Here is a 23,885-nt window from a genome sequence, read left to right on the forward strand (position 1 = left end):
TATATGTTTCTCCATAGTGTGCGGAATCGTTTTTCTTTACAATTAAATGAAAACGCTTTTCTTATCAGGGAGGTTGGGAGAACATGATTTCACGAGAGGCAAAAGAAGCGTTCATCCGGACGGTCGGGAAGGAGAATTATGATGATTCGGCGGCGGGCCGTCTTGTGTATTCTTATGATGCGGCTCCTCAGCTGCAAGCCATGCCGGATGCGGTAATCGCCCCCCGCAGCGCGGATGACGTGTCCCGTATATTAACGATTTGCAGCAGGCATGACATTCCGATCGTGCCGAGGGGTTCAGGCACAAACTTATGCGGCGGCACATGTCCGTCTGAAGGCGGGCTTGTGCTTTTATTCAAACATATGAACCGCATTCTGGAAATCGATGAAGAAAATTTGACGGCAACCGTCCAGCCGGGCGTGATCACGCAAGATATGATCCGTGCGGTTGAACAAAAAGGTTTATTTTATCCGCCTGATCCGAGCAGCATGAAAATATCGACGATCGGCGGGAATATTAATGAAAATTCCGGCGGGCTGCGCGGTTTGAAGTACGGCGTCACCCGGGATTATGTCCTCGGCCTTGAAGCCGTCTTGGCTTCAGGCGATATCATCCGCACAGGAGGAAAGCTGACAAAGGATGTCGCCGGTTATGATCTGACCCGGCTTTTCGTCGGATCAGAAGGGACGCTCGGCGTTGTGACGGAAGCGACTTTAAAGCTGGTTCCGAAGCCGGAAACGAAAAAAACACTGCTTGCACTCTATGAACATATTGAAGCGGCTGCGGAATCTGTTTCTGCCATTATCGCTGAAAAAATCATTCCGGCGACACTCGAATTTCTGGATCAGCCGACACTGCAGGTCATTGAAGATTACGCCAAGATCGGGCTTCCGACCGACGCAAAAGCGGTATTGCTGATCGAACAGGACGGTGACATCGACACGGTCAGACGAGATATGGAAAAAATCGAAGCCATCTGTAAAAACGGAGCAGCCGTATCCGTCCAAACGGCTGAAACCGAGGAAGAGGCATTCGCGCTTACAGAGGCCAGACGGTCCGCATTATCAGCCCTTGCCCGGCTGAAACCGACAACGATTCTGGAAGATGCGACCGTGCCGAGATCACAAATTGCCAGCATGGTCAAAGCCATTAACGAGATTGCAGAAACATACGGCTTGTCCATCTGCACCTTCGGCCATGCCGGAGACGGCAACCTCCATCCGACGTGCACCACCGATATCCGAAATACAGAGGAGATGGAACGTGTCGAAAAAGCTTTTGCCGCCATTTTTGAAAAAGCGATTGAGCTGGGCGGAACGATAACGGGTGAACACGGGGTCGGCATCGTAAAAGCGCCGTATTTAGAAATGAAACTGAAAACAGAAGGCATCACCGCCATGAAAGCGATCAAACAAGCGCTTGATCCCCAAAATCTGCTGAATCCGGGAAAAATATTCGCCAATTCATCAAGGAAACGCGTGGTGGTGATGAAATGACAACGGCTAAAGAGCAGAAACACATTCAAACAGAATTCAAAAACCGCATGGATGAAGGTGAATTGCTGAACTGTATGCGCTGCGGCTTCTGCCTTCCTTCCTGTCCGACCTATATCGAATCGGGATTTCAAGAATCCCATTCGCCGCGCGGCCGGATCGCCCTGATGAAAGCCGTCACTGACGGACTGATCGAGCCTGATGAAGATGTCGAGCGCTCACTTTCGCTGTGTCTCGGATGCCGGGCATGCGAGCCCGTTTGTCCGGCAGGGGTCAATTACGGACAGCTGCTTGAAGAAGCGAGGGATATCATTCATCAAAATAAAAAATATAAGCCGGGCGTGCGCCTATTGCGGAAAGCCGCCTTCACCGGGCTTTTCCCACACCAAAACCGCATGCAGACAGCCGTGAATCTTCTCGGAATATACCAAAGATCGGGATTGCAGACCGCCGTCAGAAAAACCGGTATGCTGCGCGTTTTGCCTGAACATCTGCGCACAATGGAACAAGTGCTCCCGCCCGCCCCGAAACGGAAAGACATGAAGGAACGGCCGCGTTTTCTTCCTGCCGCGGGTCCCGTCCAAAAACGGGCCGCTTTTTTCTCGGGCTGCTTAATGGATACGATGTTTTTAGCGACAAATCATGCGACAACGGCGCTTTTACAGGCGGCCGGGTGTGAAATCGCGGTTCCGGACGGCCAGGCGTGCTGCGGCGCGCTTCACGGGCACAGCGGAGAAAAAGAGATGGGAAAAGAACTGGCCAAGCGGAATATCGCGGCTTTTGAAGCGCTTGACGCTGATTATATCATTACAAACGCCGGCGGATGCGGCGCCTTTCTTCAGGAATATCCGCATTTACTGAAAGATGAACCTGGATGGGCGGAACGTGCTGAACAATTCGTCCGGAAGCTCAAAGACTTTTCATCCGTACTGGTTGATCTGAAGTTCCATCAAAAAAACCTGCGGGTGCAGTCTCCTCATATCGTCACATATCAGGACTCCTGCCATCTCCGCAATGTGATGCATACGTCAGAGGAACCGCGCACGCTTTTGAAAAGCATTAAAGGGGCTGAGTACAGAGAAATGGAAAAGGCCGACAGCTGCTGCGGGTCGGCGGGAATTTATAATATAACAGAGTCAGAGATGTCTATGAAAATATTAGACAGCAAGATGAAAGCCGCCGGAAAAACGGAGGCGGCCGTCATCGTGACAGCCAATCCCGGATGCCTTCTGCAAATGCAGCTCGGCATTTTACGCGAAGGATTAACAGGCCGTGTCCGCGCGGTTCATTTGGCGGATTACCTTTTGGAAGCGGCGGATTTGTCATAAGATGAAAGCATAGAGACCGATCGGCTCTCTGCTTTTTTTATGATACTGCAATGTTCGGACGGCCGCGGATTTATCCGGGTATTGAAGCTTCCAGTCTGGCTCTCGGATCACGCCATACATTCGCCCATTTTTTCACAGCCGCAATGATAATCACAAGCCCGAGAATGAGCATGATAATGGATAAAACGCCATTCAGCACGTTGTATCCCGCCGCTTCGGGGTTCAAATACACATACCGCACCATCCAATAACCCGCATAGTTGACGGTCACATACAAATAAGCGAGAGGAATCAAGCATGTCAGCATATAGCGCCGCTTATCCGCTATTTTTAATACGACGGTCGCACCGATAATTAAGCCGACAGACGCCATAAGCTGATTGGATACGCCGAACAGCGCCCAAATGGAGCTGATGTCGCCCGAATACAGAAGATAGCCCCACAGCAGGCAGGCGAGCGCGCTTGAGAAAATCGAGCCCGGCAGCCAGTCTGTTTTTTTCAGCGGCTTATAGGCCTCTCCGAAAAACTCTTGAATCAAGTACCGGGCGACACGGGTTCCCGCATCAATCGCCGTTAAAATAAACACCGCTTCAAACATAATGACGAATTGAAAAAAGTATGAAGCCAAATGACTGAAAAACGGAATCTCCGTAAAGATATACGTCATTCCGACGGCAAGCGTAACAGCGCCGCCCGTTCTTCCTTCCAGACTGAGCCCGATTTCTTTACTCAATTCAGGCAAATGGACGACATTCATCCCGAGGGTGCGGAATATTTCAGGCGTGCTGTTAATGGCAAAATAGTCGGCGGGCTCAAGAGCGGCAGCTGCAATGAGCGCCATAATTCCGACGAGACATTCCACAAGCATCGCTCCGAAAGCAACCGGCTTTATATCACTCCATTTATCCAGCATTTTCGGCGTTGTGCCGGAACCGACAAATGCATGAAAGCCCGAAATGGCGCCGCAGGCAATCGTTATTGAAATAAACGGCCAGACAGGACCCGCGATCACCGGCCCTCCGCCGTGAATAAACTCCGTTACGGCCGGGAATTTAATGGCGGGATTGACGAAAAAGACGCCTGCGATCAAAGCGGCAAAAACCCCGATTTTCATAAAACTGCTTAAATAGTCACGCGGAGCCAGCAAAAGCCAAACCGGAAGCGCCGCGGCGAAAAACGCATAAACAGGAAGCGCCACTGCAAGCGTTTTCGCATCCAGTGTCAGCATGTCCCCGAGAGCCGTTGTCTGCAGCCACGGCCCGATGACAACACCGGCCATTAACAAAAGAAACCCGACAGTTGATGCGAGTTTGAGATTGCCCGTTTTTTTATAGTAGAGGCCGACCCCCATCGCGATCGGAATCGTAATCCCCACCGCAAACGTTCCCCACGGGTTTTTCTCAAGCGCGTGCAGCACAACCATGGACAGCCCCGCCATCGTGATCGTAATGATAAACAGCATCGAGAGACCCGTGCAAAAACCCGCCACTGGGCCGAGCTCTTCTTTGGCGACTTCAGAAAGCGTTTTCCCGTTTTTCCGCATTGATGCAAACAATACGACAATATCGTGCACGGCTCCTCCGATCACCGCTCCGATTAACAGCCATAAAAGCCCGGGCAGATAGCCGAACTGAGCTGCCAGAATCGGTCCGACAAGCGGGCCGGCAGCGGCGATTGCCGCGAAGTGGTGGCCGAATGACACCCACTTATTCGTCGGCACATAATCTTTCCCATCCTCAAGCACATGGGCCGGAGTCGGTGTCTGATCATTGATTTTTAATACTTTGACCATCATAAAGGTACCGTAAAGCCGATAGGCGATCGCCAAAATACATATAGACGCTATGACGATTGTAATCGCATTCATTTAATCCCAGCCCCTTTTCTCTTTTTCTAAATATTATCACAATTATCAGATAACAGCAGATGATTTTTGCGTAAAAAAAAGCCGGCGGCTAAGCCCGGCTTTTCGGAACATTATTTTCCTGATAAACGGATGACATTCCAGGACAGCGGAGTAAAATGAGCCGTTATCCCTTCAGCATTCGCCGAAGACGTCCCGTTGGAGTGAGGCGTAACTTCTTTTCTGTTTTTTTGATTGGTCGCTTTCATATCCTGATGCTCCAGCACGATATGCTCAATAATGCGGTAATCTTCAAACCCTCTCAGCTTTATCTCCGTTTCCATCAGTTCCTTACTTTTGTTGACGGCAAAAATGGTCAGTGCTTCATCCTCTTCATGGTAAACGGCCGCGGCATCAACATACGGCACATCCGTAAAATCCGCTGAGTCGTATTTCGGGGAAGTGACCAGCAGCTTCATTGAAGTCCCTCTCCCGTAGACAGAGGCGTGCATGTAAGGATAAAAGATCGGCTGTCTCCATGCTTCTCCGCCCTTTTCAGTCATGATAGGCGCAATCACGTTGACAAGCTGGGCGAGACAGGCGATCTTTAGTCTGTCCGCATGCTGCAGCATCGTAATCAGCAGTGAACCGATCAACAGTGCATCTTCAAAATTGTAGATGTCTTCGAGAATCGGCCGGGCCGTAATCCATGGCTCCACTTTTTTATCCGCTTCATTTGAGTGATACCACACATTCCATTCATCTAAAGAAAGGTGAATCGTTTTTTTGCTGCGTTTTTTCGCTTTCATATAATCACATACGGCTGTGACGGATTTAATAAAATGGTCTAAATCCATCGACTTCGCCAAATAGTTTTCAAGATCATTTTCATGGTTGCCGTAATACGTATGCAGTGAGATGTAATCCACATGCTCGTACGTATGCTCAAGCACCTCGGCCTCCCACTCGATGAAGGACGGCATGCCGCTGTTTGAGCTTCCGCAAGCCACCAATTCGATCGTCGGGTCCGTCCATTTCATCACCTTTGCCGTTTCAGCGGCGAGCCGTCCGTATTCATGCGCCGTTTTATGACCGATCTGCCAAGGGCCGTCCATCTCATTTCCTAAGCACCATGTTTTGATGCCGTAAGGTTTTTCATATCCGTGCGATTTTCGTAAGTCGCTCCAGTATGACCCTTCAGGATGGTTGCAGTATTCGACGAGGTTCCGGGCGGCATCGATCCCTCTCGTCCCGAGATTGACCGCCATATTCACTTCGGCGTTCACTTTTTTCGCCCACGTTAAAAATTCATTCGTCCCCACTTCGTTCGTTTCTGTCGTCTGCCATGCCAAATCAAGCCTCCGCGGGCGGTCCTTCACCGGCCCGACGCCGTCTTCCCAATTGTAGCCCGAGAGAAAATTCCCTCCCGGATAGCGGATGAACGGCACTTGCAATTCTTTGATTAACTCCTGCACGTCTGTTCTGAAGCCGTCCTTGTCGGCTTTCGGGTGTCCGGGCTCATAAATGCCTTCATACACCGCCCGGCCCATATGTTCTATAAATGATCCGTACATCCGTTTGTCCACTTCACCGATGATATATTCTTTATCTGCTGTAATCCCCGCTTTTTTCATTATTTCCTCCCTCTCTCTATCCCTTCACTCCGCCTACTGTGAGGCCGGAAATGAAGTATTTTTGGAAAAACAAGAATATGATGATCACCGGCAGTATCGCAAAAACGGACCCGGAAATCAGCATGTCATAGTTGTTGCCGTACGGACTCAGCAGCCCTGAAAGTCCGATTGGAAGCGTAAACATTTCTTTCGACCGAAGCACGATCAGCGGCCATAAAAAGTTATTCCAACTGTTTAAAGATTGAAGAATGATCATTGCCCCGAATGCCGGTTTCATGAGCGGCGCCATAATTCTGAAGAAAATGCCGAATTCGGTGCAGCCGTCCATTCTCGCTGAATCAAGCAGATCCTTCGGAAGTCCGAGCGCATATTGCCGGAAAAAGAACACGGCGACTGGCGACACAATAAACGGCAGAATCACCCCCGTATAAGAATCGATCAAATGAAGACCCACCGTCAATTTGAACAACGGAAGCATCATCACTTCAAGAGGCACCATCATAATGATCAGCACAAGAACGAAAATAATATTTCTGCCTTTAAATTCGTAGACACCGAGTCCGTAGCCGATCAAAGAGGAAAAAAACAGCGTGAGAACCGTGGTGAGAACGCCGAGCAGCAGGCTGTTAAAAAACCATTTGAAATAAATGCTCCCCCCGTTGAACAAATAGGTGTAGTTATCAAGGCTCATCACATCCGGATCAAGACGCAGATTCAGCCCGATGCGCATCAGCTCAGATGACGGCTTTAAAGAACCGAGCAATAGACAGATCATCGGAAAGATATACAACAGGCTCAGCATGATAAAAAACAAGGTAAACGCGACTCTGTACACGGAAAACATGTGATTGTTACGCAACGCTTATCCCTCCCCTTTAAACGAACCGGACAGTTTCAGTGAAACAAGGCTGACTAGTAAGATGACAAGCAAAAGGACAATTCCGATTGCGGCCCCGTACCCCATTTCGTTGTATGCAAGCCCCTGCTGATATAAATAACCGACAAGTGTGAGGCCGATATTGCCCGGGGAATTATTCTGCCAAAGCACATAGCTTTCCTCAAACATTCTGAAACCGCCGATAATACTGATCGTTAACACATAAACGGACACCGGCTTTAAAAATGGAAGGGTAATATGACGGAACTTTTTCCACGTACTCGCCCCGTCAATTTCAGCCGCTTCATACAATTCTTTCGGCACGTTTTGCAATCCGGCCAGAAAGTATAGAATGTTAATGCCCATCCACCTCCATGACGCAAGCAGCACCATTAAAAACATGCCGGTACCTTTGTTGTTGAGCCAGTTTTGGGGTGATGCGCCAAGCTTCATCATCAGCTCGTTTGCAAGCGACGTATTCATTTCTCCGAACATCAGACGGAAAATAATTCCCGCTACGATCGTCGATGTTAAAGCCGGTACAAACAGAGCCGATTTAAACACATTTCTGAACCTGACGAGCTTCGAATTCAGAATCACCGCCAAAAGAAGCGGCACTGGAATCAGCACGATCAGCGTCCAGAAGGTATATTCCAATGTGTTAAACAGTGCGGTGTAAAAGGTTGGATTAAGAAGAGCGGTATAATTGGAAAACCCGACAAATGTAATTTCTCCCGGCAGTATCCGCTGAAAGCTCATGATAAACACGCTGATGATCGGATACAAAAAGAAAACGAGAAACGAAATGATAAATGGCGCCGTAAAAAGATAAGGCGCCGCTTTTTTTGAATACAGCACATTGCGCCGGCGCGGCTTCTTCCGGACTGCAGAAACGGTTTGCGCTGTCTCTGTCTTTACAGGTCTCATAAAAGCTCCCCCGCTTTCACTGTTAAATAGGGCGGCTTCTCCTATTTCTCTAATTGCTCTGCCGCCTCGTCCAAGGCTTCCTTAGGTGTTTTTTCCTGCGTCTTCAGCGCATCGAACAGCACTTGTCTGACAACAAGATCAGCCGCTTTAGAGAAGTCTTCATGCAGATAAATCGGATTGATCTCATCTTTTATTTCAAGGAGCGAGGAAAAAATTGACGTACCGTTCCGGAAGAAATCCGTGTACTTGTTTTTCTCCTTCAATTCTTTTGAATCCCACACGTCCCAGCGGAGCGGGTCAAAGCCGAGCACCGTCCAAAGCTTTATGTTCCCTTCCTTTGAACCTTTCGCAAAACCGAGAAATTCTTTCGCGAGATTCAGATGTTCAGCCTGCTTCGGCACGACGGTGGCTGTTCCGCCTAAACCCGCTGATCTGTCACCGCCTTCTTTCCAGGCCGGCATAGGGTAAATCGCCATTTTCCCTTTTAAATCAGGCATATAATCGATAAACCGTCCCATGTACCAAATAGGCATCAGCACTGAGGCTGCCCCGCCCTGATTCATAAAACCGTAGTATTCTTCGCTGTGATGGCCGCCGCCGGGAGCCGGCAGAAGGGTTTTATCATTTACCATGTCCTTTACATAATTCAGTGTGTCTGTATTCGTCTTGCTGTTCAGAATCAATTTTCCGTTTTTGCTGTAGTAGCCTGACCCTTGCTGCGAAATCATGGATAGGAATGTGGCGGAGTCGTTTGTTTCAACCGTTCCCATCGGTTTCCCAGCGGTTTCACGCACTTTTTTCCCTGCCCGCCGGTAGTCTTCCCATGTCTTAATGGAGGCGGGATCAACGCCCGCTTTTTTCATGATATCCATGTTGTAAAACATGACGGTCGTCCCCACATGTGTATCAAGGCCGTACAATTTTCCGTTTTTGCTGTATAAGGCCAGACGCGCTTCCACAAACTTATCGCGGTCTTTTTCAATCAGCGGCGTCAGATCGGCAAGCGGGATATCCTTCCCCTTCAGAAAGTTCGAGAACCGGCTTAATTCCACGTCGGCTATATCGGGAAGCCCCTCACCCGCGATCAGCGAAACCGATAAATTATCATGCATTTGTCCATAAGGATAAACAACGGTATTCAGCTTGATTTTGCGATCCGGATATTTCTGATTCCATTCTTTGACCATTTCCTGATAAAACTGTTCGTGCAGACCGTTAAACGTCCAAAACGTCAGCTCTGTTTCTCCCGGCCGGCCGGCAGTCCGTTCTTGTGAACAGCCGGCGGTAAACAAGAAGAGCATCATCAGCACCAAACATACAGCGGTCGTTTTTTTCATGTCATTACCCCTTCCACTTTAGGCCGTGCGGCTATTGATGCAAATGATGTGCAAAGAGCGCTGCATTTTCATTTATGATGGTTAAACCGGTATAACGGTCTCGCAGTGTGTGCGCATGCTTAAGCGCATCGCTGACAAGGTCCTGTTTTACACCGATCTCATCGAAACAGGCGGGACCTCCCGCAGATGCGAGCCACCCGGCAATTGTTTTGCCGTCGGGAAGCCCTTCATATGCAGATTGAATCGCCTCGCGAAAGTGCGGCGGCAGTTCAGCAAGCTTTTCGTGACAAGCCAGTTCTTTGTAAATATCACTCAGCACCGCGCACGCACAGCCGACCTTCGCACCGTGGAGAATCGGAGGCTGTTTTGCCTTCAGCATTTCCATCTCAATCCAATGCGAGATGTGATGCTCTCCTCCTGAGGCGGGGCGGGAGTGGTCAAGCGCAAGCATGACAAGACCTGAAACGATCAGCGCTTCCATCAGTATCTGAATGCCGGCCTCCGTTCCCATGGCAATGTCAGCGCGGTGATCAATGCACTGCCAAAGCGCGTCTTTCACAAGCTTCGCCCCGGCTTCTGAGTACGGCTCACCCGCAAGCCTGCGGGAAATCTCCCAATCTGCCAGTGATGTTATTTTTCCGATCATGTCTCCGAAGCCCGCGGCTGTCATTGAACGGGGCGCTTCTTGTAATACATTCGTATCCGCAAATAAGGCAATCGGCGCTTTCGTTTGAATCGTCGTTTTGATTCCGTTTAATATGAGCGGCGCTCCCGCCGATGTAAAACCGTCGACTGACGGAGCGGTGGGGAATGAGATAAACGGCAATCCGCGCTGATAAGCGGCAAACCGCGTAATATCGTGAATCGTTCCTGAACCGGCTGCAATGATGACATCCGTCTCTTCCGCGAGATTGATCAGCGTATAGACCAATGTCCTCTCATCAGCCGCGGCGGCCCCGGCTTCATGCTCTGGAATGATGACTTTTGACGCTTTGATCCCGCCTGCCCTCAATTCGTCCGCAAGCAGACGTCCCGCCGCCTCGTACGTGTTCCGGTCACAGACGATGACCGGATGATTCCAGCATTTTTTTTGCAGAAATCTGAGAAGCTCTTCTTTTGCATTCGCCCCGATCACGATATCTTCTATTTGAATCGGTGAGCGGCTGGCCCCTTCCTTGTCAAACTCGGATTGAATGTCCTCAGGAGAACGTTTCATAAAAGGATTCCCTCCTTCGCTAATCCTGTCAGGTCTTTAATAGAATCAAGGACGATGTCAGGTTCATATAGACGGGGCTCCCCAAGTTTGGCCGACCCCGTCAGAACCAATACGCTTTTCATTCCGTACAGCCTGCCCATTGCGATATCAGATTCGAGGCTGTCTCCGATAATGGCGCATTCCTCAGGGGGAAGTCCGAGCGCTTCACATGCCGCCTCAGCCATCAGCCAAGACGGTTTGCCGATGACAAGCTCCGTTTTTGCTCCGGCGGATGCTTCAATGGCCCCGATCATTCCCGCGACGTCCATGGCATGGCCGCCTTCATTCGGAAAGGAGCGGTCCCGGTTCGTGGCGATGATGCGCGCGCCGGAGGAAGCCGCCTTAAAAGCGAGATTCAGATCTTCGTAGGTGACGGTTTCATGCAGGGAGATGACAAGCCAGTCAGCCGCCTGCGGGTTTTGCGCCAAGGCGACACCCGCTAAAGCGAGTTCATCAGTCAGCCCTTTCTCTCCTAACACCCACACCTTTGACAAAGGATAATGCTTCTTTAAAAATGATGCCGTCACACTGGAGGACAGCACGATGCTCCGTTCATCCGTGCGGATACCGGCACCCAGCAGTTTCTTTCGGCACATTGCTCTTGATAGATTGCCGCGGTTGCTTAAAAAGACAACGGCTTTGCCCAGTGACTGAAGGGTATGAACGGCTTCTTTTGCGCCGTCAATCAGCTCCCGCCCCCTGAATACGGTTCCGTCTAAATCAATCAGAAACCCGGCCGCGTCAAGTTTGGCCATAATAAGCATTCGCCCCGTGTTTTCTGTAAAAATGCTTATCATGCAGCACTCTGTCGATCGGACTGAGCTGTTTGTTCAGCATAAGCGAATGGTAGGCCATTTCCGCTACCGTTTCGAGCACAACGGCGTTATGCAGGGCATTCAGCGCATCCGTTCCCCAGCAGAACGGGCCGTGGCTGTGGACGAGAACACCCGGATTTTGTTCATACGGTTCGTTTTGAAAGGTTTCGGCTATGACTTTGCCTGTATGATATTCGTAATCTTTCACAATTTCTTCTTCATACATTTCCCTCGTGCAGGGTATAGCGCTTTCAAAGTAATCCGCGTGAGTCGTTCCGAGAGCGGGTATGTCTCTTCCGGACTGTGCCCAGCTCGTCGCCCAGCGGGAATGCGTATGAACGATTCCGCCGATCGCCGGAAACGCTTTATACAGATAAAGATGGGTCGGCGTGTCAGAAGACGGTTTCAGCGAGCCTTCGAGAATGTCTCCGTCCTCATTCAGGACGACCAGTTTGTCAGCGGTCAGCTCACTGTAATCGACACCGCTCGGTTTAATGACGATTCTCCCGCTCTCTCTGTCAATGCCGCTGACATTCCCCCATGTAAACGTGACAAGGTTATGTTCCTCAAGCTTCAGGTTGGCAGCGAGCACTTCTTCTTTTAACGCTTCAAGCATGGCGGCTCCCTCCTTTCGCAAAATCACGGTTTTTAATGGCTTTCAGGCGTTTCATGACATTGTTTTCTTTGCCGAAGTAGTGTACGAGCTCTTTATATTCCGCATATAAGCTGTCATAAATCTCAGCTCTTTCCCGGTTCGGGGCATAAAAGCCGTCTTTTAATTTCCCCATATGCGCACATGCTTCAGCAATATTGGAGAATCCCCCGTTTCCCTGTCCCGCGGCGAGCGCTCCGAAAATCGCGGAGCCCAGTGCAGGCGCCTGCGGAGACCCGGATAATTGAATATCCATATTTGTGACGTCTGCATAAATCTGCATGACAAACGGATTTTTTTCGGCGATTCCTCCGGCTGCGTAAAGCTCTTCGACCGGAACGCCGTTTTCCCGGAACGTTTCGATAATCATCCTCGTTCCGAACGCTGTCGCTTCAATCAATGCCCTGTAGATTTCTTCCGGCTTCGTGTGCAGCGTCATGCCGAGCATCATGCCCGTCAAATCTGCGTCCACCAAGGTTGACCGGTTTCCGTTCCACCAGTCAAGCGCGAGAAGGCCGCTTTCCCCCGGAACAAGTTCAGCTGCTTTTTTGCTGAGCAACTCGTGAATGTCTATTTGTTTATCCTCAGCTTCCTTCTCATAATCTCTCGGAACACACGTTTTGACGAACCATTCAAAGTGGTCGCCGACACAGGACTGCCCCGCTTCATATCCCGCATATCCGGGCAAGATGCCGTTATTGACGACCCCGCACATACCGGGGACGATATGTTCTTCGTCGCCGAGCAGCACATGGCAGGTAGACGTTCCCATGATCATCAGCATTTTCCCCGGCTCTGTAATACCGACCGCGGGCACTGACACGTGAGCGTCGACATTGGCGACGGCAACGGCCGTCCCCGGCAGAAGCCCGGTCAGCTCCGCCATTTTTTCGGTCAAACCTCCTGCTTTTTCCCCGACTGAATAAATGGAGCCGCTTAATTTATCCTTTGTAATCGTTTTCATTAACGAGTTAAGCCTTTCGAAAAAATGATCCGGCGGATACCCCGTCTCCTCATTCCAGATTGCTTTGTAGCCGGCCGTGCAGTTGCTTCGCTTCAATGAACCGCACAATTGATAGACGATCCAGTCTGCCGCTTCCACAATCTGATCTGCCGCCTCGTATATATGCGGCGCTTCTTCCGCGATTTGCATGATTTTCGGGATCATCCATTCGGAAGAAATTTTACCGCCGTATCTTTTAAGGAATGTTTCATTTGTGTCTTCGGCAATCGTGTTCAAACGGTCTGCATGTTTTTGAGCCGCATGATGCTTCCACAGCTTCACATAACTGTGGGGCTCCCGTTCAAATTCCTGAAGCATACAAAGCGGCTGCCCCGCGCCGTCTATCGGCAAAATCGTGCAGGCGGTAAAATCAATTCCTATGCCGATCACGTCTTTTGGATCAGCGCCCGCCTGCTCAAGCAGGTTCGGAATCGCCGTTTCCAGAACTTCGATATAATCGGCAGGATGCTGAAGCGCCCAGTCCCGAGGAAGTTTTTCACCCGTCTTCGGCAGCGTGCGGTCGATGACAGCATGAGTATATTCTTTTACCGCAGACGCGATTTCTTCGCCCGTGCGGACATTGACAAGCACCGCCCGGCCGGACAATGTGCCGAAATCAACACCAATCGTATACGCCATATTAATTCCCTCCCAGCCGGTATAATACGTCATTCCATTTCAGCTCTTTTTTCAGCTCATGTATTTCGGTATTGCGGGAAATAAAGATACTTTCAATGCCTGCCATCTCAGCCCAGTCAAGCATCTGTTCAGCCGTAAGCCGGAAGGACATACAGGTATGATGGGCGCCTCCCGCCAAAATCCATGCTTCCGCAGCTGTTTTCAGCGATGGCTCCGGCTTCCACAGCACCCGCGCCACAGGGAGATTCGGCATATCATGATCAATTTCCCTGCCTTCCGCTTCATTCAGAATGAGACGGAATCGCCCGCCGATATCAATGATGCTGGCGATGATGGCTGAACCGCCGATTCCGTTAAAGACCAACCGGGCCGGATCTTCCTTCCCTCCGATTGAGAGAGGATGGACTTCGATTTTCGGCTGATCAAGGGCGATCGTCGGACATACTTCAAGCATATGTGATCCGAGAATCATCGCACGCCCCGGTTCAAAATGGTACGTATAATCTTCCATGAAGGAGGTTTGTTCTCCGTCCGCCATTATTTTCATCATTCGCACAAGGGCAGCCGTTTTCCAATCGCCTTCGCCGGCAAATCCGTACCCTTTTTCCATGAGACGCTGAACGGCAAGACCCGGAAGCTGCTTCATTCCGTGCAAAACTTCAAACGAGGTCGAAAACGCTGTATATCCGCCCCGTTCGAGAAAGGCCGTTAATCCGAGTTCAATTTTCGCCTGTTCTTTAATGGAAGCAACTTTTGCTTCATCCCGTTTTGTTTCGTCGCTGATGACATACAATTTGTTGTATTCCTCATAAAGCGCCTCAATTTCTGCGTCGGTGACGTTGTTCATCACCTCGGTAAGATCGCCGATTCCGTACCCGTCAACCTGCCAGCCGAATTGAATGTGGGCGCCGACTTTGTCTCCGTCAGTAACCGCCACATTCCGCATATTGTCGCCGAACCGGGCTACTTTAATATTCCTGCTTTCATTCCAAGCGGCAGCCGTGTTCATCCATTGCGAAATGTCATGTTTGACTTCCTCATCATCCCAATAGCCTGCGATGACTTTTCTCGTCTGCCCCATTCTTGACTGGATATATCCGTATTCCCGGTCTCCGTGAGCGGATTGGTTGCTGTTCATAAAGTCCATATCAATCGTTTCCCACGGGATGTCGCGATGATACTGGGTATGCAGATGAAGCATCGGCTTTTGAAAAGCGGAAAGACCTTCAATCCACATTTTCGCAGGGGAAAATGTATGCATCCACGTCACGACCCCGGCACAGTTTTCTTGATACTGCGCTTCCCGCAAAACCTCTCTGATTGTTTCAGATGACGTGACAACCGGTTTATGCCTGATCTTGTATCTTGATGACACCCCGCTGAGGCCGTCACATATTCCCTTTGCGTGTTTATCGACAAGCTGCAGCGTTTCCTCTCCGTATAAGTGCTGGCTTCCCGTTACAAACCAAAATTCATATTCTTTGTTCTGAAGCACATTCATTTCCCCTTCCCATCAAAATAAAGCGCTTGCATTTTTTTAAAAAATATACGTATGAATATAAACTAAAAAACTTTAATCCTTTTATTTGTACGAACAATTTTATTATAGTTAAGGAGGAATCAAACTGTCAATCTTTTATTGCAAGTAAAAAAGCCGGACACACATGCCCGGCTGATCAATTAATAGGAAGGCCAGCCTGAACTCCAATCGATATCATTGATGAGCATCTTCGGAATTCCGCTGTTTTCGGCATCATACGCATGACGCACTAAAATATTCCCGTTCACAATGTCTTGACCGCCCGGGCCTTTCCAGCGGTCATTGCCGGAGTCAAGAATCGTCCCTCCGCCTTCTGACATGCTTTTCCCGCTTTTATCGAGATATGGGCCGGTGATGCTTTTGCTTCTTCCATAAGCGATTTTGTACGTACTATTCACGCCTGAACAGCATTTATCAAACGACACCATTAAGTAATAGTAGCCGTTCTGGTAGGTGATCGCCGGCGCTTCCAAAGCTCCGCCGTTATTCGGTCGGGCAGCGATGGAATAAAGTGATCCCGTCGGTTTCATTGTATTTTTATCAAGCTTTGTCAGCTTAATGCCGCTCCAAAAAGAACCGAAGGCAAGCCAAGGGTTTCCGTCTTTATCAATTGTCAGCTCCGGATCAATTGCATTGTAGTTATTGGCGCTTGTTGAACGGATGACGAGCCCTTCGTCCTTCCAGTTTCCCGAACTGAGGCTTGTAGATGATGCAAGACCGATCGCGGAGGTATTTTTACCGAATGAAGAAACGGCATAATACAGCCAATACTTTCCGTTAAAATATTGAACATCGGGGGCCCATTGATTCAGCCCGTAATTCGGCACATAATTGCCCCACCATGACAGCGGGGAAGTAAAAATTGATTTCTGAACGGTCCATACGCCGCCGCTTCCCGCCTTTAAGACGCGAAGTCCCCTCTCCCCTTCCAAACCGGTTCCGAAAGCGTACCACGTGTTTCCTTCCTTCGCCATTGTCGGATCGTGAAGCAATTCATTTGATGCCCCCCAAAACGCGGCAGATGCCGGAGATGAAGACATCAACAGCAGCCCGGCTGTAACGGCTGCGCACGAAAAGCGGATCATGCGTCTGAATCTGTTTTTCATTTGTAAACCCTCCCTTTTTAAAGCGCTTTCAAAAACGTGTTGTAAGATTTTTCTATGTCTTCTCTTATTGTAGACGCAGGGTTCATATTTGTACAGACAAAAAAAAGAATCTGCTTAAAAAAGCAGATTCTTCCGTATCTTTATTGATAAGTAATACGGTCAACCGTTTCCCGATCTAATTTTTTAATCACTTCTGTGATCAATTTTACCGTATTCTCATAATCATCCCGATGCAAAATAGCGGCATGAGTGTGAATGTAGCGCGTCGCGATCGTAATGGACAGCGCCGGCACTCCGTTTGCGGTTAAGTGAATGGAACCTGAATCCGTGCCCCCTCCGGCAATGGAATCGAACTGATACGGAATTCCCGCTTCTTCCGCCGTGTTCACGACAAGGTCGCGCAGCCCTTTGTGAGATACCATTGATGCGTCATACAGAATAATTTGCGGCCCTTCGCCGATTTTGCTTTGCGCCTCTTTTTCAGAAATTCCCGGTGTATCTCCGGCAATTCCGACATCCACACCGAACGCGATATCAGGCTGGATCGTATGTGCCGCTGTTTTCGCCCCGCGCAGCCCGACTTCTTCTTGAACGGTTCCGACCCCGTATACTTCATTGGGGTGATCACTGTTTTTCAGATTTTTTAATACATCGATGGCAATCGCACAGCCGATACGGTTGTCCCATGCTTTCGCCAATAAATGCTTTTCATTGTTCATCACTGTAAATTCAAAATACGGCACAATCTGGTCACCCGGAAGAACGCCCCATTCCATTGCTTCTTCACGGCTGGACGCCCCGATATCGATGAACATCTCTTTAATATCGGCGGCTTTTTTTCTGGCGTCAGGAGGCAGAATGTGAGGCGGTTTCGAACCGATGATCCCCGTGATGTCCCCTTTTTTTGTCACGACGGTGACGCGCTGGGCCAGCATGACCTGAGACCACCAGCCGCCGACGGTTTGAAAGCGGAGAAAGCCTTTATCAGTGATTTGCGTCACCATAAAACCGACTTCGTCTAAATGCCCTGAGATCATGATTTTCGGACCGTTTTCTTTGCCGGTTTTTTTGGCGATTAAGCTTCCCAGCCGGTCTGTTGTGACATCATCGGCAAATGGTTCTATGTATGATTTCATCACTTGTCTTACTTCTCTCTCATTTCCCGGTATCCCCTTTGCATCCGTTAACGCTTTCAGCATGGTGAGCGTTTCATCTAATTTTGTCATCAATAAACCTCCTTTTTTTCACTACCCTTCTTATTATACAAAACCATTGCTGAAGCATACGATTAATTCGCCTGAAAAACGGGTAAATGTTTTTATCTATTTCTTTTAAAAAAATGAAACCTTTTGTTTTGTTTTTCGTATTACATCAGATCATGACAAAGGTGAGGAGGTGCCTTCACACATATGGCCATTACAGTATTGAGGATTGTCTTGCTTGCACTTCTTATTTATTTTATTTACATGTGCGTCAAATTCTACGCAAACCCGAAAAGAAGGCTCAGACTGGCGCAATCAAAAGAGAATTTTTATTTTATTGACGAACAGAAAAACACGCGAAAAAATCTCCAGCTTACTTATAAAGGAGTGCTCTTTGAAGGAGAAAAGCATATCCCTTCCAAAGATCATCCGCTGTTTATCCATACAATATTTGTATGGACCGAAAATCCGGAAAAGCTGAACCGCTTTTCTGCAGGTGATTTTGAAGAAGTCGAAAAAAAGGTATTGGAGCGGTATCCGAATTGCAAGATTGATTGGGACCAGCCCATCAAAAAAGCGAAAAAAGCAGGCGAGCGATAAGCTCTCCTGCTTTTTATGTTTTATACATCAAATACATCAGCACAAGGGCGGCTTCAGTGAGAAAAAGCAGCGGCACCCCGTATAAAAAGGATTTGTGTTTCGTCTTATGCCTGAAGGTGCGCATGCCGATCCATACGCCGAGTGAGCCGAACATGGCGGCTGTGAGCCATATTCGTTTCTCTGATATTCTCCACCGGTGTGCCTTTGCTCTTCTTTTATCAGCGCCCATGATCCAAAAGCCGTATCCGTTTATCAATACGGCGTAAATGAAGAGAGCCATTGATTGTCACCCTTTACGTAAAAAACCGCTCCCGGAAAGAGAGCGGCTTTTTCAACTTACTTGTCTAACTGAGCTTTAGCAGCATCAGCAAGCTGATTGAAAGCAGTAAGATCGTTTACAGCAAGATCAGCAAGCATTTTGCGGTTTACTTCGATGCCTGAAAGCTTAAGACCGTGCATTAAACGGCTGTAAGACAGACCGTTCATACGTGCAGCAGCGTTGATACGAGTGATCCAAAGCTTACGGAAATCACGTTTTTTCTGACGGCGGTCACGGAATGCATAGTTTCCTGATTTCATGACCTGCTGGTTTGCTACTTTGTATAATCTATGTTTTGAACCGAAATAACCTTTTGCTAATTTAAGAACCTTTTTACGACGCTGACGCGACACAGTTCCGCCTTTTACTCTTGGCATTATATTTCCCTCCTAATTGTTCCTTGTCCGATTACTTGATGTTAGCAAGCTGTTGTTTGATACGTTTGAAGTCTCCTGCGCTTACAATAGCACCCTTGCGAAGCTTACGCTTTTGCTTTTGGGATTTGTTGGCGAATAAGTGACTTGTGTATGCATGAGAACGTTTTAACTTCCCAGAACCTGTCTTTTTAAAACGTTTAGCAGATCCGCGGTGAGTTTTCATTTTTGGCATGGGATTTCCTCCTTATTGCTTTTCGTTTTTCGGCGCGAGCATTAAGAACATGCTGCGGCCGTCCATTTTTGGTTTTGTTTCGACTGTCGCAACTTCCGCACATGCTTCAGAGAAACGGTCCAATACGCGCTGGCCGATTTCTTTATGAGTGATTGCGCGCCCTTTAAAGCGGATAGAAGCTTTCACTTTATCGCCTTTTTCAAGGAATTTAATCGCATTGCGCAATTTCGTGTTAAAGTCATGCTCATCGATCGTCGGACTTAATCTAACTTCTTTTAAGTTAATGATTTTTTGATTTTTGCGTGCTTCTTTGTCCTTTTTCTGCTGCTCGAATCTGAACTTACCGTAGTCCATGATGCGGCAGACAGGCGGTTTTGCATTTGCTGCAACTAACACAAGGTCAAGATTTGCGCGGCCGGCGATTTCAAGTGCTTCCTGACGGGACTTGATGCCGAGCTGATCGCCATTTTGTCCGATCAGACGAACTTCACGTGCACGGATACCCTCATTAACCAATTGATCTTTGCTAATAATGAGCCACCTCCATAGTTTCTTCGAATTGATTCACAACGCTTTTTGACTGCATTCTGCAGGCAAACAAAAAGTGCGGGCATGACAACACACCCACACTACGAACATCTGCATAAATAAAAATGTACGGTCAACCTGCCAACTACATGAATGTGTCAATCAGGTGAGAAGCGGGTGCCTCTGCTTGTGATTTATATTCAATTCAATAACTATTCTACACAATACCGGATCATTAGTCAAGAATGACTTCTCCGGATCAACTTTTTCATTTTAACACGATGCCGGGGTGAGCGCAAGGAAAAATGTGAAATTTCGTTCTTTGCCGCCCGCAGATGCTGCCGGACAATAAAAAACCCGGGTCTATGACCCAGGTTTATCCTCCGATGAGCTGAACGAATACCGGAATGACCAGCACCGTCACCACTCCTACGACGACAACCGCGATACTTGCCATTGCCGCTTCTACTTCCCCCATCTCAATACCGACCGCAACACCGAGTGCGTGTCCTGATGTGCCGAGAGCCAGTCCCTTAGAGATTGGGTGCTTTACTTTAAACAGTTTTAAGAATAAAGCGCCCAGAGCATAGACGATAACGGCGTTGAAAATAACGGCAAAAGCGGTGATGTCGGTGATGCCGCCGATTCCTTTTGACAGCGGAAGGGCAATTGCCGTTGTCGCCGCCTGCGGAAGCATGCTTTTCATAACGGCCGCGTCAAGATGAATGCCTTTTGCGATCAAATAGACAATCGTGACTGAGCAGATAGAGCCGACAATGATAGAAGACATGATCTGCCACCAGTATTTTTTCAGTTTGTCACGCTGTTTGTATAAAGGGATGGCAAAAGCGATCGTTGCGGGCTCCAAGAAGAATTTAATAATGTCTCCTCCGTTTTTATAATCTTCATATGAAAAACCGCCGAGCTTCAGAAAAAGGATTCCAAGCACCATCGCGACAAACAGCGGGGTGAAGAGGAAAAAGCCTCTCGTTTTTTTAAATAAATACGTGCCGATGCCAAAGGCCGCAAGTGAAACGACAATACCGAAATATGGACTCATCCGATTTCCCTCCTAATGCTGCACAAGTTCTTTTTCCTGATTGGAACGGCGCACCGTTTGTTTTTCAGGAGCAGTCTTCTGACGTTTTTGGCTGACAGACAAGATCAGCTGAGAAAAAAGGCCTGTCGCCCCTAACAGAATGATGGTGGCGAGTAAGATGACGAGTGCGATCTGCACGCCGTACTGCTGCATGACGCCAAGTGAATTCATCACGGAGATGCCCGACGGGACAAATAAAAATCCGATCAGTGACGTTAATGATGTTCCCAGCGTTTCTACTTGTTCAAGCTTAATCACTTTCAGACATAAGAGGACAAATAATAACACCAAACCTACTACGGAAGCGGGTATAGGAATGGGGACAATCGCTGCAATCCCATTAGATATGAGCATAATTACGGCAAAAATAAATGCTTGTGTCAGAAATCCGTACACTTTTTTCGCACTCATTTTCTTCACCTCTTTCTCTTTGTTAGGTCCATTATAAAAGAGAAATCAATTTTTAAAGCGCTTTCATAATAAACGGCTGAATATTCATTCTGAAATGCAAAAAACGGCTGCTGAAATGCAAAAGCCGCCTCATATAATATGAAGCAGCTTTTTTAAGTCCTTGGCGTATGTACGGCTGACGGGAATTTTAGAGCCGTCTTTTAAGATAAGATTGTACGTCGAATTAAACCAAGGATGAATTTCCGTAATATGCTCCGTATTCACGATGAACGCGCGGTGCACTCTCAAGAAACCCGTCTCAGGCAGTTTTTTCTCAATGACAGCCAAAGTTTCATGAACGGAATAAGACGCGGCAAACGTTTTGACGGAAACGTGCCCGTCTTCCATGCCGGCGAAAATAATGTCCTTCGTATCTAAAATGACAATAGATTCACCGGCTGATACAGCCAGTTTATGCGCTCCGGCTGCGGACGGCTGCTCTGAGACGGCTCCTGCCCTGTCCTGCTTCACTCTTTTAAACTTTCTGATCGTCTGGCGCACTCTTTCTTCATCAAAAGGCTTCGTTAAATAATCGAGCGCGTCGACTTCAAAGGCTTTTAAAGCAAATTGGTCATACGCCGTCGCAAAAACGACGGCCGGCGGATTTTTCATGTTTTTCAGCCGTTTGGCAATGTCAAATCCGTTTTCTCCTGACAAATCAACGTCCAAAAACAGCAGATCCGGTTTTTGATCCATCATGCTGTCAAAAGCGGATTCAATATTTTCTGCTTCGTTTATGTCACTTACTTCATTCGTCCGTTTCAGCAAATAAGCTAATTCATCTCTTGCCAGCATTTCATCATCAACGATTAACACCTTCAGCATGTTCTTCTCCTTTAGTCATCAGTTTCAAAGGCAGCTCAAATGATACGTCCGTACCTTTGCCGGCCTCACTTTCCAATCGCAGGGCTGCTTTGGGGCCGAACAGCCCGATCAGCCGCTGATTTAAATTGTAAAGCGCGGTTCCCGTCCCTTCTTTAGACGGGAGCGGACGGTTTCCGAGCACGGACAGCAATTCCGGATCAATTCCCCGCCCGTTATCTCCAACCCGCATTAAAACCGACTGACCGGCGGATACCACGCTGACATTGACGGCACAGCTGTCCTGCTTTCTTGAAAATGCATGGCGGAGCGCATTTTCGACGAGGATCTGCAGCACAAAAGGAGGAATTTCGATGTCCTCCAAACCGCGTTCGATTTCAAGGCTGATTTTATATTTCCCGGGAAAACGGGCCTGCTCCAATGATAAATATGCCTGCAGATGGTTTAGTTCTTTAGAAAGCGGGATGAGCAGCTGCCTTGCCCCCTGCAGATTGGAACGGAAATAGACGCTGAGCTGCAGCAGAAGCTTTCGGGTTTTTTCCACATCCGTACGGCAAAGAGCAGAAATCGTATTGATCGCATTAAACAGAAAATGCGGATTGACCTGTGCCTGAAGCGCCTTTATTTCTGCGTCTTTCAGCAATTTGCTCTGCAGTTCCGCCTCGCCGAGTTCAAGCTGGGTGGAAAACAGCATGGCGAGTCCTTCTGCAAGCTCTTCTTCAACCCGGCTTAAACCTGACGGGCTTTTAAAGTACATTTTCAGCGTCCCGATCGTTTTGCCGTTTGACGTCAGCGGCAATACAATCGCCGCATGCAGCGGACAAGGATCGTGCGTGCATTCAATTTCTTCCTTTGATGTCGCTTTCATAATATGACCCGTTTTAATGACTCGCTTTGACAATCCGGTAATCAGGCTTTCAGACGGAATATGATGGTCGGCACCCGCGCCGACGTGCGCCAAAATCTTTTCGTTATCCGTAAGCGATACCGCGTCCGTTCCTGTTTGCCTGTGGATGATGGCGGCGACGCTTTTGCATGAGCTTTCATTCAGCCCCTGGCGGAAAAACGGAAGCGTCTGATCGGCAATCATCAGCACCCTATGGGTTTCAAGGGCTCTCGTCCGTTCTTCCTTCCTGATAATCGACTGAATGATCGAAAGAAAAATAAAAGTCCCTGACCCGTTTACCAATATCATCGGGATGCCGATGATGCTCACAAGCGTCCAAGCATCAGAAAACGGCTTGGCCATCAAGAGGATGAGCAGCATTTGCAGTGATTCCATCCCGAGTCCGACAAGCGCGGCCACCCGCGGTGTCGGCATCGCATAGCGTTTTCTGAAATACCGTCCGATCCAGCCGGATAAAATGCCCGCTAAAACGGATGAGACGGCACAGCTGACTGCGGTCGCGCCGCCAAGTGATAGACGATGCAGGCCGGCCAGTATGCCGACGCCGATCCCCACATACGGGCCGCCTAAGAGTCCGCCGATTTCAACGCCCATAATTCTTGTATTGGCAATTGAACCGGACGGATTAATTTGAAACACCCAGTCATTATTCATGATTGTATTCCGCTGGATTTCTATTCCCGTATAGTTGCTGATGATACTGAACAGCGAGAAAATTGAAATCAGCACCGCTTTGCCTTTATAGCTTTCAGGCTGCTGGAGCGCCTGTCTGAACAATCTGGTATGAGCCAGAACAAATCCCAATATGACGATGATTCCGACTCTTTCCAGCATCATGATGATCAAATGCAGCATACTTTTCACCTGTTCTTTCAAATTTTATTTTATCACGTTTTAGAG

The 23,885-nt window shown here is 48.5% G+C and carries 23 protein-coding genes and 1 other annotated feature; of the genes, 3 read left to right on the plus strand and 20 right to left on the minus strand.

All coding sequences use genetic code 11. The features are described from left to right. Positions 1-83 precede the first annotated feature (83 nt). On the plus strand, positions 84-1,496 hold the full coding sequence (gene glcD / locus OTK50_RS08850) for a glycolate oxidase subunit GlcD (RefSeq protein WP_015417962.1): 1,413 nt from the start codon (positions 84-86) through the stop codon (positions 1,494-1,496). After that, positions 1,493-2,821, plus strand: a complete 1,329-nt coding sequence (locus tag OTK50_RS08855) for a (Fe-S)-binding protein (protein WP_221663834.1) — start codon at positions 1,493-1,495, stop codon at positions 2,819-2,821. Before glcD ends, OTK50_RS08855 begins: the two co-directional genes overlap by 4 nt. Before the next feature lie 70 nt (positions 2,822-2,891). Here the strand turns inward: OTK50_RS08855 and cstA are convergent, their stop codons facing one another. From cstA to OTK50_RS08915, 12 genes are all read right to left on the minus strand, one after another. After that, positions 2,892-4,688, minus strand: a complete 1,797-nt coding sequence (gene cstA, locus OTK50_RS08860; RefSeq protein WP_221663835.1) for a carbon starvation protein CstA — start codon at positions 4,686-4,688, stop codon at positions 2,892-2,894. 110 nt (positions 4,689-4,798) lie between these two features. After that, positions 4,799-6,298, minus strand: a complete 1,500-nt coding sequence (locus OTK50_RS08865; RefSeq protein ID WP_012118142.1) for an alpha-N-arabinofuranosidase — start codon at positions 6,296-6,298, stop codon at positions 4,799-4,801. A gap of 16 nt (positions 6,299-6,314) precedes the next feature. After that, positions 6,315-7,142: a carbohydrate ABC transporter permease gene (locus tag OTK50_RS08870; RefSeq protein ID WP_007612991.1), complete on the minus strand. Its 828-nt coding sequence runs from the start codon at positions 7,140-7,142 to the stop codon at positions 6,315-6,317. A gap of 18 nt (positions 7,143-7,160) precedes the next feature. Further along, positions 7,161-8,102: a carbohydrate ABC transporter permease gene (locus tag OTK50_RS08875; RefSeq protein WP_007408105.1), complete on the minus strand. Its 942-nt coding sequence runs from the start codon at positions 8,100-8,102 to the stop codon at positions 7,161-7,163. Between the two features lie 41 nt (positions 8,103-8,143). Continuing rightward, on the minus strand, positions 8,144-9,439 hold the full coding sequence (locus OTK50_RS08880; protein ID WP_224223723.1) for an ABC transporter substrate-binding protein: 1,296 nt from the start codon (positions 9,437-9,439) through the stop codon (positions 8,144-8,146). 31 nt (positions 9,440-9,470) lie between these two features. Next, positions 9,471-10,655, minus strand: a complete 1,185-nt coding sequence (locus OTK50_RS08885) for a sn-glycerol-1-phosphate dehydrogenase (protein ID WP_224223724.1) — start codon at positions 10,653-10,655, stop codon at positions 9,471-9,473. Further along, complete coding sequence (locus tag OTK50_RS08890) at positions 10,652-11,458, minus strand: HAD-IIA family hydrolase (RefSeq protein ID WP_396021785.1); 807 nt, start codon at positions 11,456-11,458, stop codon at positions 10,652-10,654. The genes OTK50_RS08885 and OTK50_RS08890 overlap by 4 nt, the downstream gene beginning before the upstream one ends. Next, the gene (araD, locus tag OTK50_RS08895; protein ID WP_003152509.1) at positions 11,436-12,125 is read right to left on the minus strand and encodes an L-ribulose-5-phosphate 4-epimerase; all 690 of its coding nucleotides are present in this window, start codon (positions 12,123-12,125) and stop codon (positions 11,436-11,438) included. Before araD ends, OTK50_RS08890 begins: the two co-directional genes overlap by 23 nt. Next, the gene (gene araB, locus OTK50_RS08900) at positions 12,118-13,803 is read right to left on the minus strand and encodes a ribulokinase (protein ID WP_224223725.1); all 1,686 of its coding nucleotides are present in this window, start codon (positions 13,801-13,803) and stop codon (positions 12,118-12,120) included. Before araB ends, araD begins: the two co-directional genes overlap by 8 nt. Position 13,804: 1 nt before the next feature. Further along, positions 13,805-15,298 carry an L-arabinose isomerase gene (araA, locus tag OTK50_RS08905; RefSeq protein WP_045208423.1) on the minus strand — a complete coding sequence of 498 codons (1,494 nt, stop codon included), beginning with the start codon at positions 15,296-15,298 and terminating at the stop codon, positions 13,805-13,807. A 185-nt stretch (positions 15,299-15,483) separates the two neighbouring features. Then, positions 15,484-16,449: a glycoside hydrolase family 43 protein gene (locus OTK50_RS08910; RefSeq protein WP_015387871.1), complete on the minus strand. Its 966-nt coding sequence runs from the start codon at positions 16,447-16,449 to the stop codon at positions 15,484-15,486. Between the two features lie 140 nt (positions 16,450-16,589). Continuing rightward, entirely contained in the window at positions 16,590-17,675 is a 1,086-nt protein-coding gene (locus OTK50_RS08915) for a M42 family metallopeptidase (protein ID WP_007408096.1), read from the minus strand. A gap of 183 nt (positions 17,676-17,858) precedes the next feature. Between OTK50_RS08915 and OTK50_RS08920 the strand changes: the two genes are divergently transcribed. Beyond that, positions 17,859-18,251, plus strand: coding sequence for a hypothetical protein (locus tag OTK50_RS08920; protein WP_003152498.1), 393 nt, complete (start codon positions 17,859-17,861; stop codon positions 18,249-18,251). A 13-nt stretch (positions 18,252-18,264) separates the two neighbouring features. On the opposite strand, the gene OTK50_RS08925 is transcribed toward OTK50_RS08920, so the two are convergent. From OTK50_RS08925 to OTK50_RS08960, 8 genes are all read right to left on the minus strand, one after another. Beyond that, a complete protein-coding gene (locus OTK50_RS08925) occupies positions 18,265-18,531 on the minus strand; it encodes a DUF1294 domain-containing protein (protein WP_007613018.1) in 267 nt (88 codons plus the stop codon). A 56-nt stretch (positions 18,532-18,587) separates the two neighbouring features. Further along, positions 18,588-18,947, minus strand: coding sequence for a 50S ribosomal protein L20 (gene rplT / locus OTK50_RS08930; RefSeq protein ID WP_007613019.1), 360 nt, complete (start codon positions 18,945-18,947; stop codon positions 18,588-18,590). Positions 18,948-18,978: 31 nt separating this feature from the next. Then, on the minus strand, positions 18,979-19,179 hold the full coding sequence (rpmI, locus tag OTK50_RS08935; RefSeq protein WP_003152493.1) for a 50S ribosomal protein L35: 201 nt from the start codon (positions 19,177-19,179) through the stop codon (positions 18,979-18,981). A gap of 12 nt (positions 19,180-19,191) precedes the next feature. After that, positions 19,192-19,713 (minus strand): translation initiation factor IF-3, encoded by a 522-nt coding sequence (gene infC / locus OTK50_RS08940; RefSeq protein ID WP_071543361.1) that lies wholly within the window; start codon positions 19,711-19,713, stop codon positions 19,192-19,194. 58 nt (positions 19,714-19,771) lie between these two features. Further along, positions 19,772-19,902, minus strand: a sequence feature (ribosomal protein L20 leader region). 181 nt (positions 19,903-20,083) lie between these two features. Beyond that, the gene (gene lrgB / locus OTK50_RS08945) at positions 20,084-20,767 is read right to left on the minus strand and encodes an antiholin-like protein LrgB (protein ID WP_007613020.1); all 684 of its coding nucleotides are present in this window, start codon (positions 20,765-20,767) and stop codon (positions 20,084-20,086) included. A 12-nt stretch (positions 20,768-20,779) separates the two neighbouring features. Beyond that, entirely contained in the window at positions 20,780-21,217 is a 438-nt protein-coding gene (gene lrgA, locus OTK50_RS08950; RefSeq protein WP_007613022.1) for an antiholin-like murein hydrolase modulator LrgA, read from the minus strand. Between the two features lie 129 nt (positions 21,218-21,346). After that, positions 21,347-22,081: a LytR/AlgR family response regulator transcription factor gene (locus OTK50_RS08955; RefSeq protein WP_007613024.1), complete on the minus strand. Its 735-nt coding sequence runs from the start codon at positions 22,079-22,081 to the stop codon at positions 21,347-21,349. Then, positions 22,059-23,840 carry a sensor histidine kinase gene (locus tag OTK50_RS08960; protein ID WP_045208426.1) on the minus strand — a complete coding sequence of 594 codons (1,782 nt, stop codon included), beginning with the start codon at positions 23,838-23,840 and terminating at the stop codon, positions 22,059-22,061. The genes OTK50_RS08955 and OTK50_RS08960 overlap by 23 nt, the downstream gene beginning before the upstream one ends. Positions 23,841-23,885 lie beyond the last annotated feature (45 nt).

This window comes from Bacillus sp. NEAU-CP5 (assembly GCF_026420705.1).
Classification (GTDB): domain Bacteria; phylum Bacillota; class Bacilli; order Bacillales; family Bacillaceae; genus Bacillus; species Bacillus velezensis.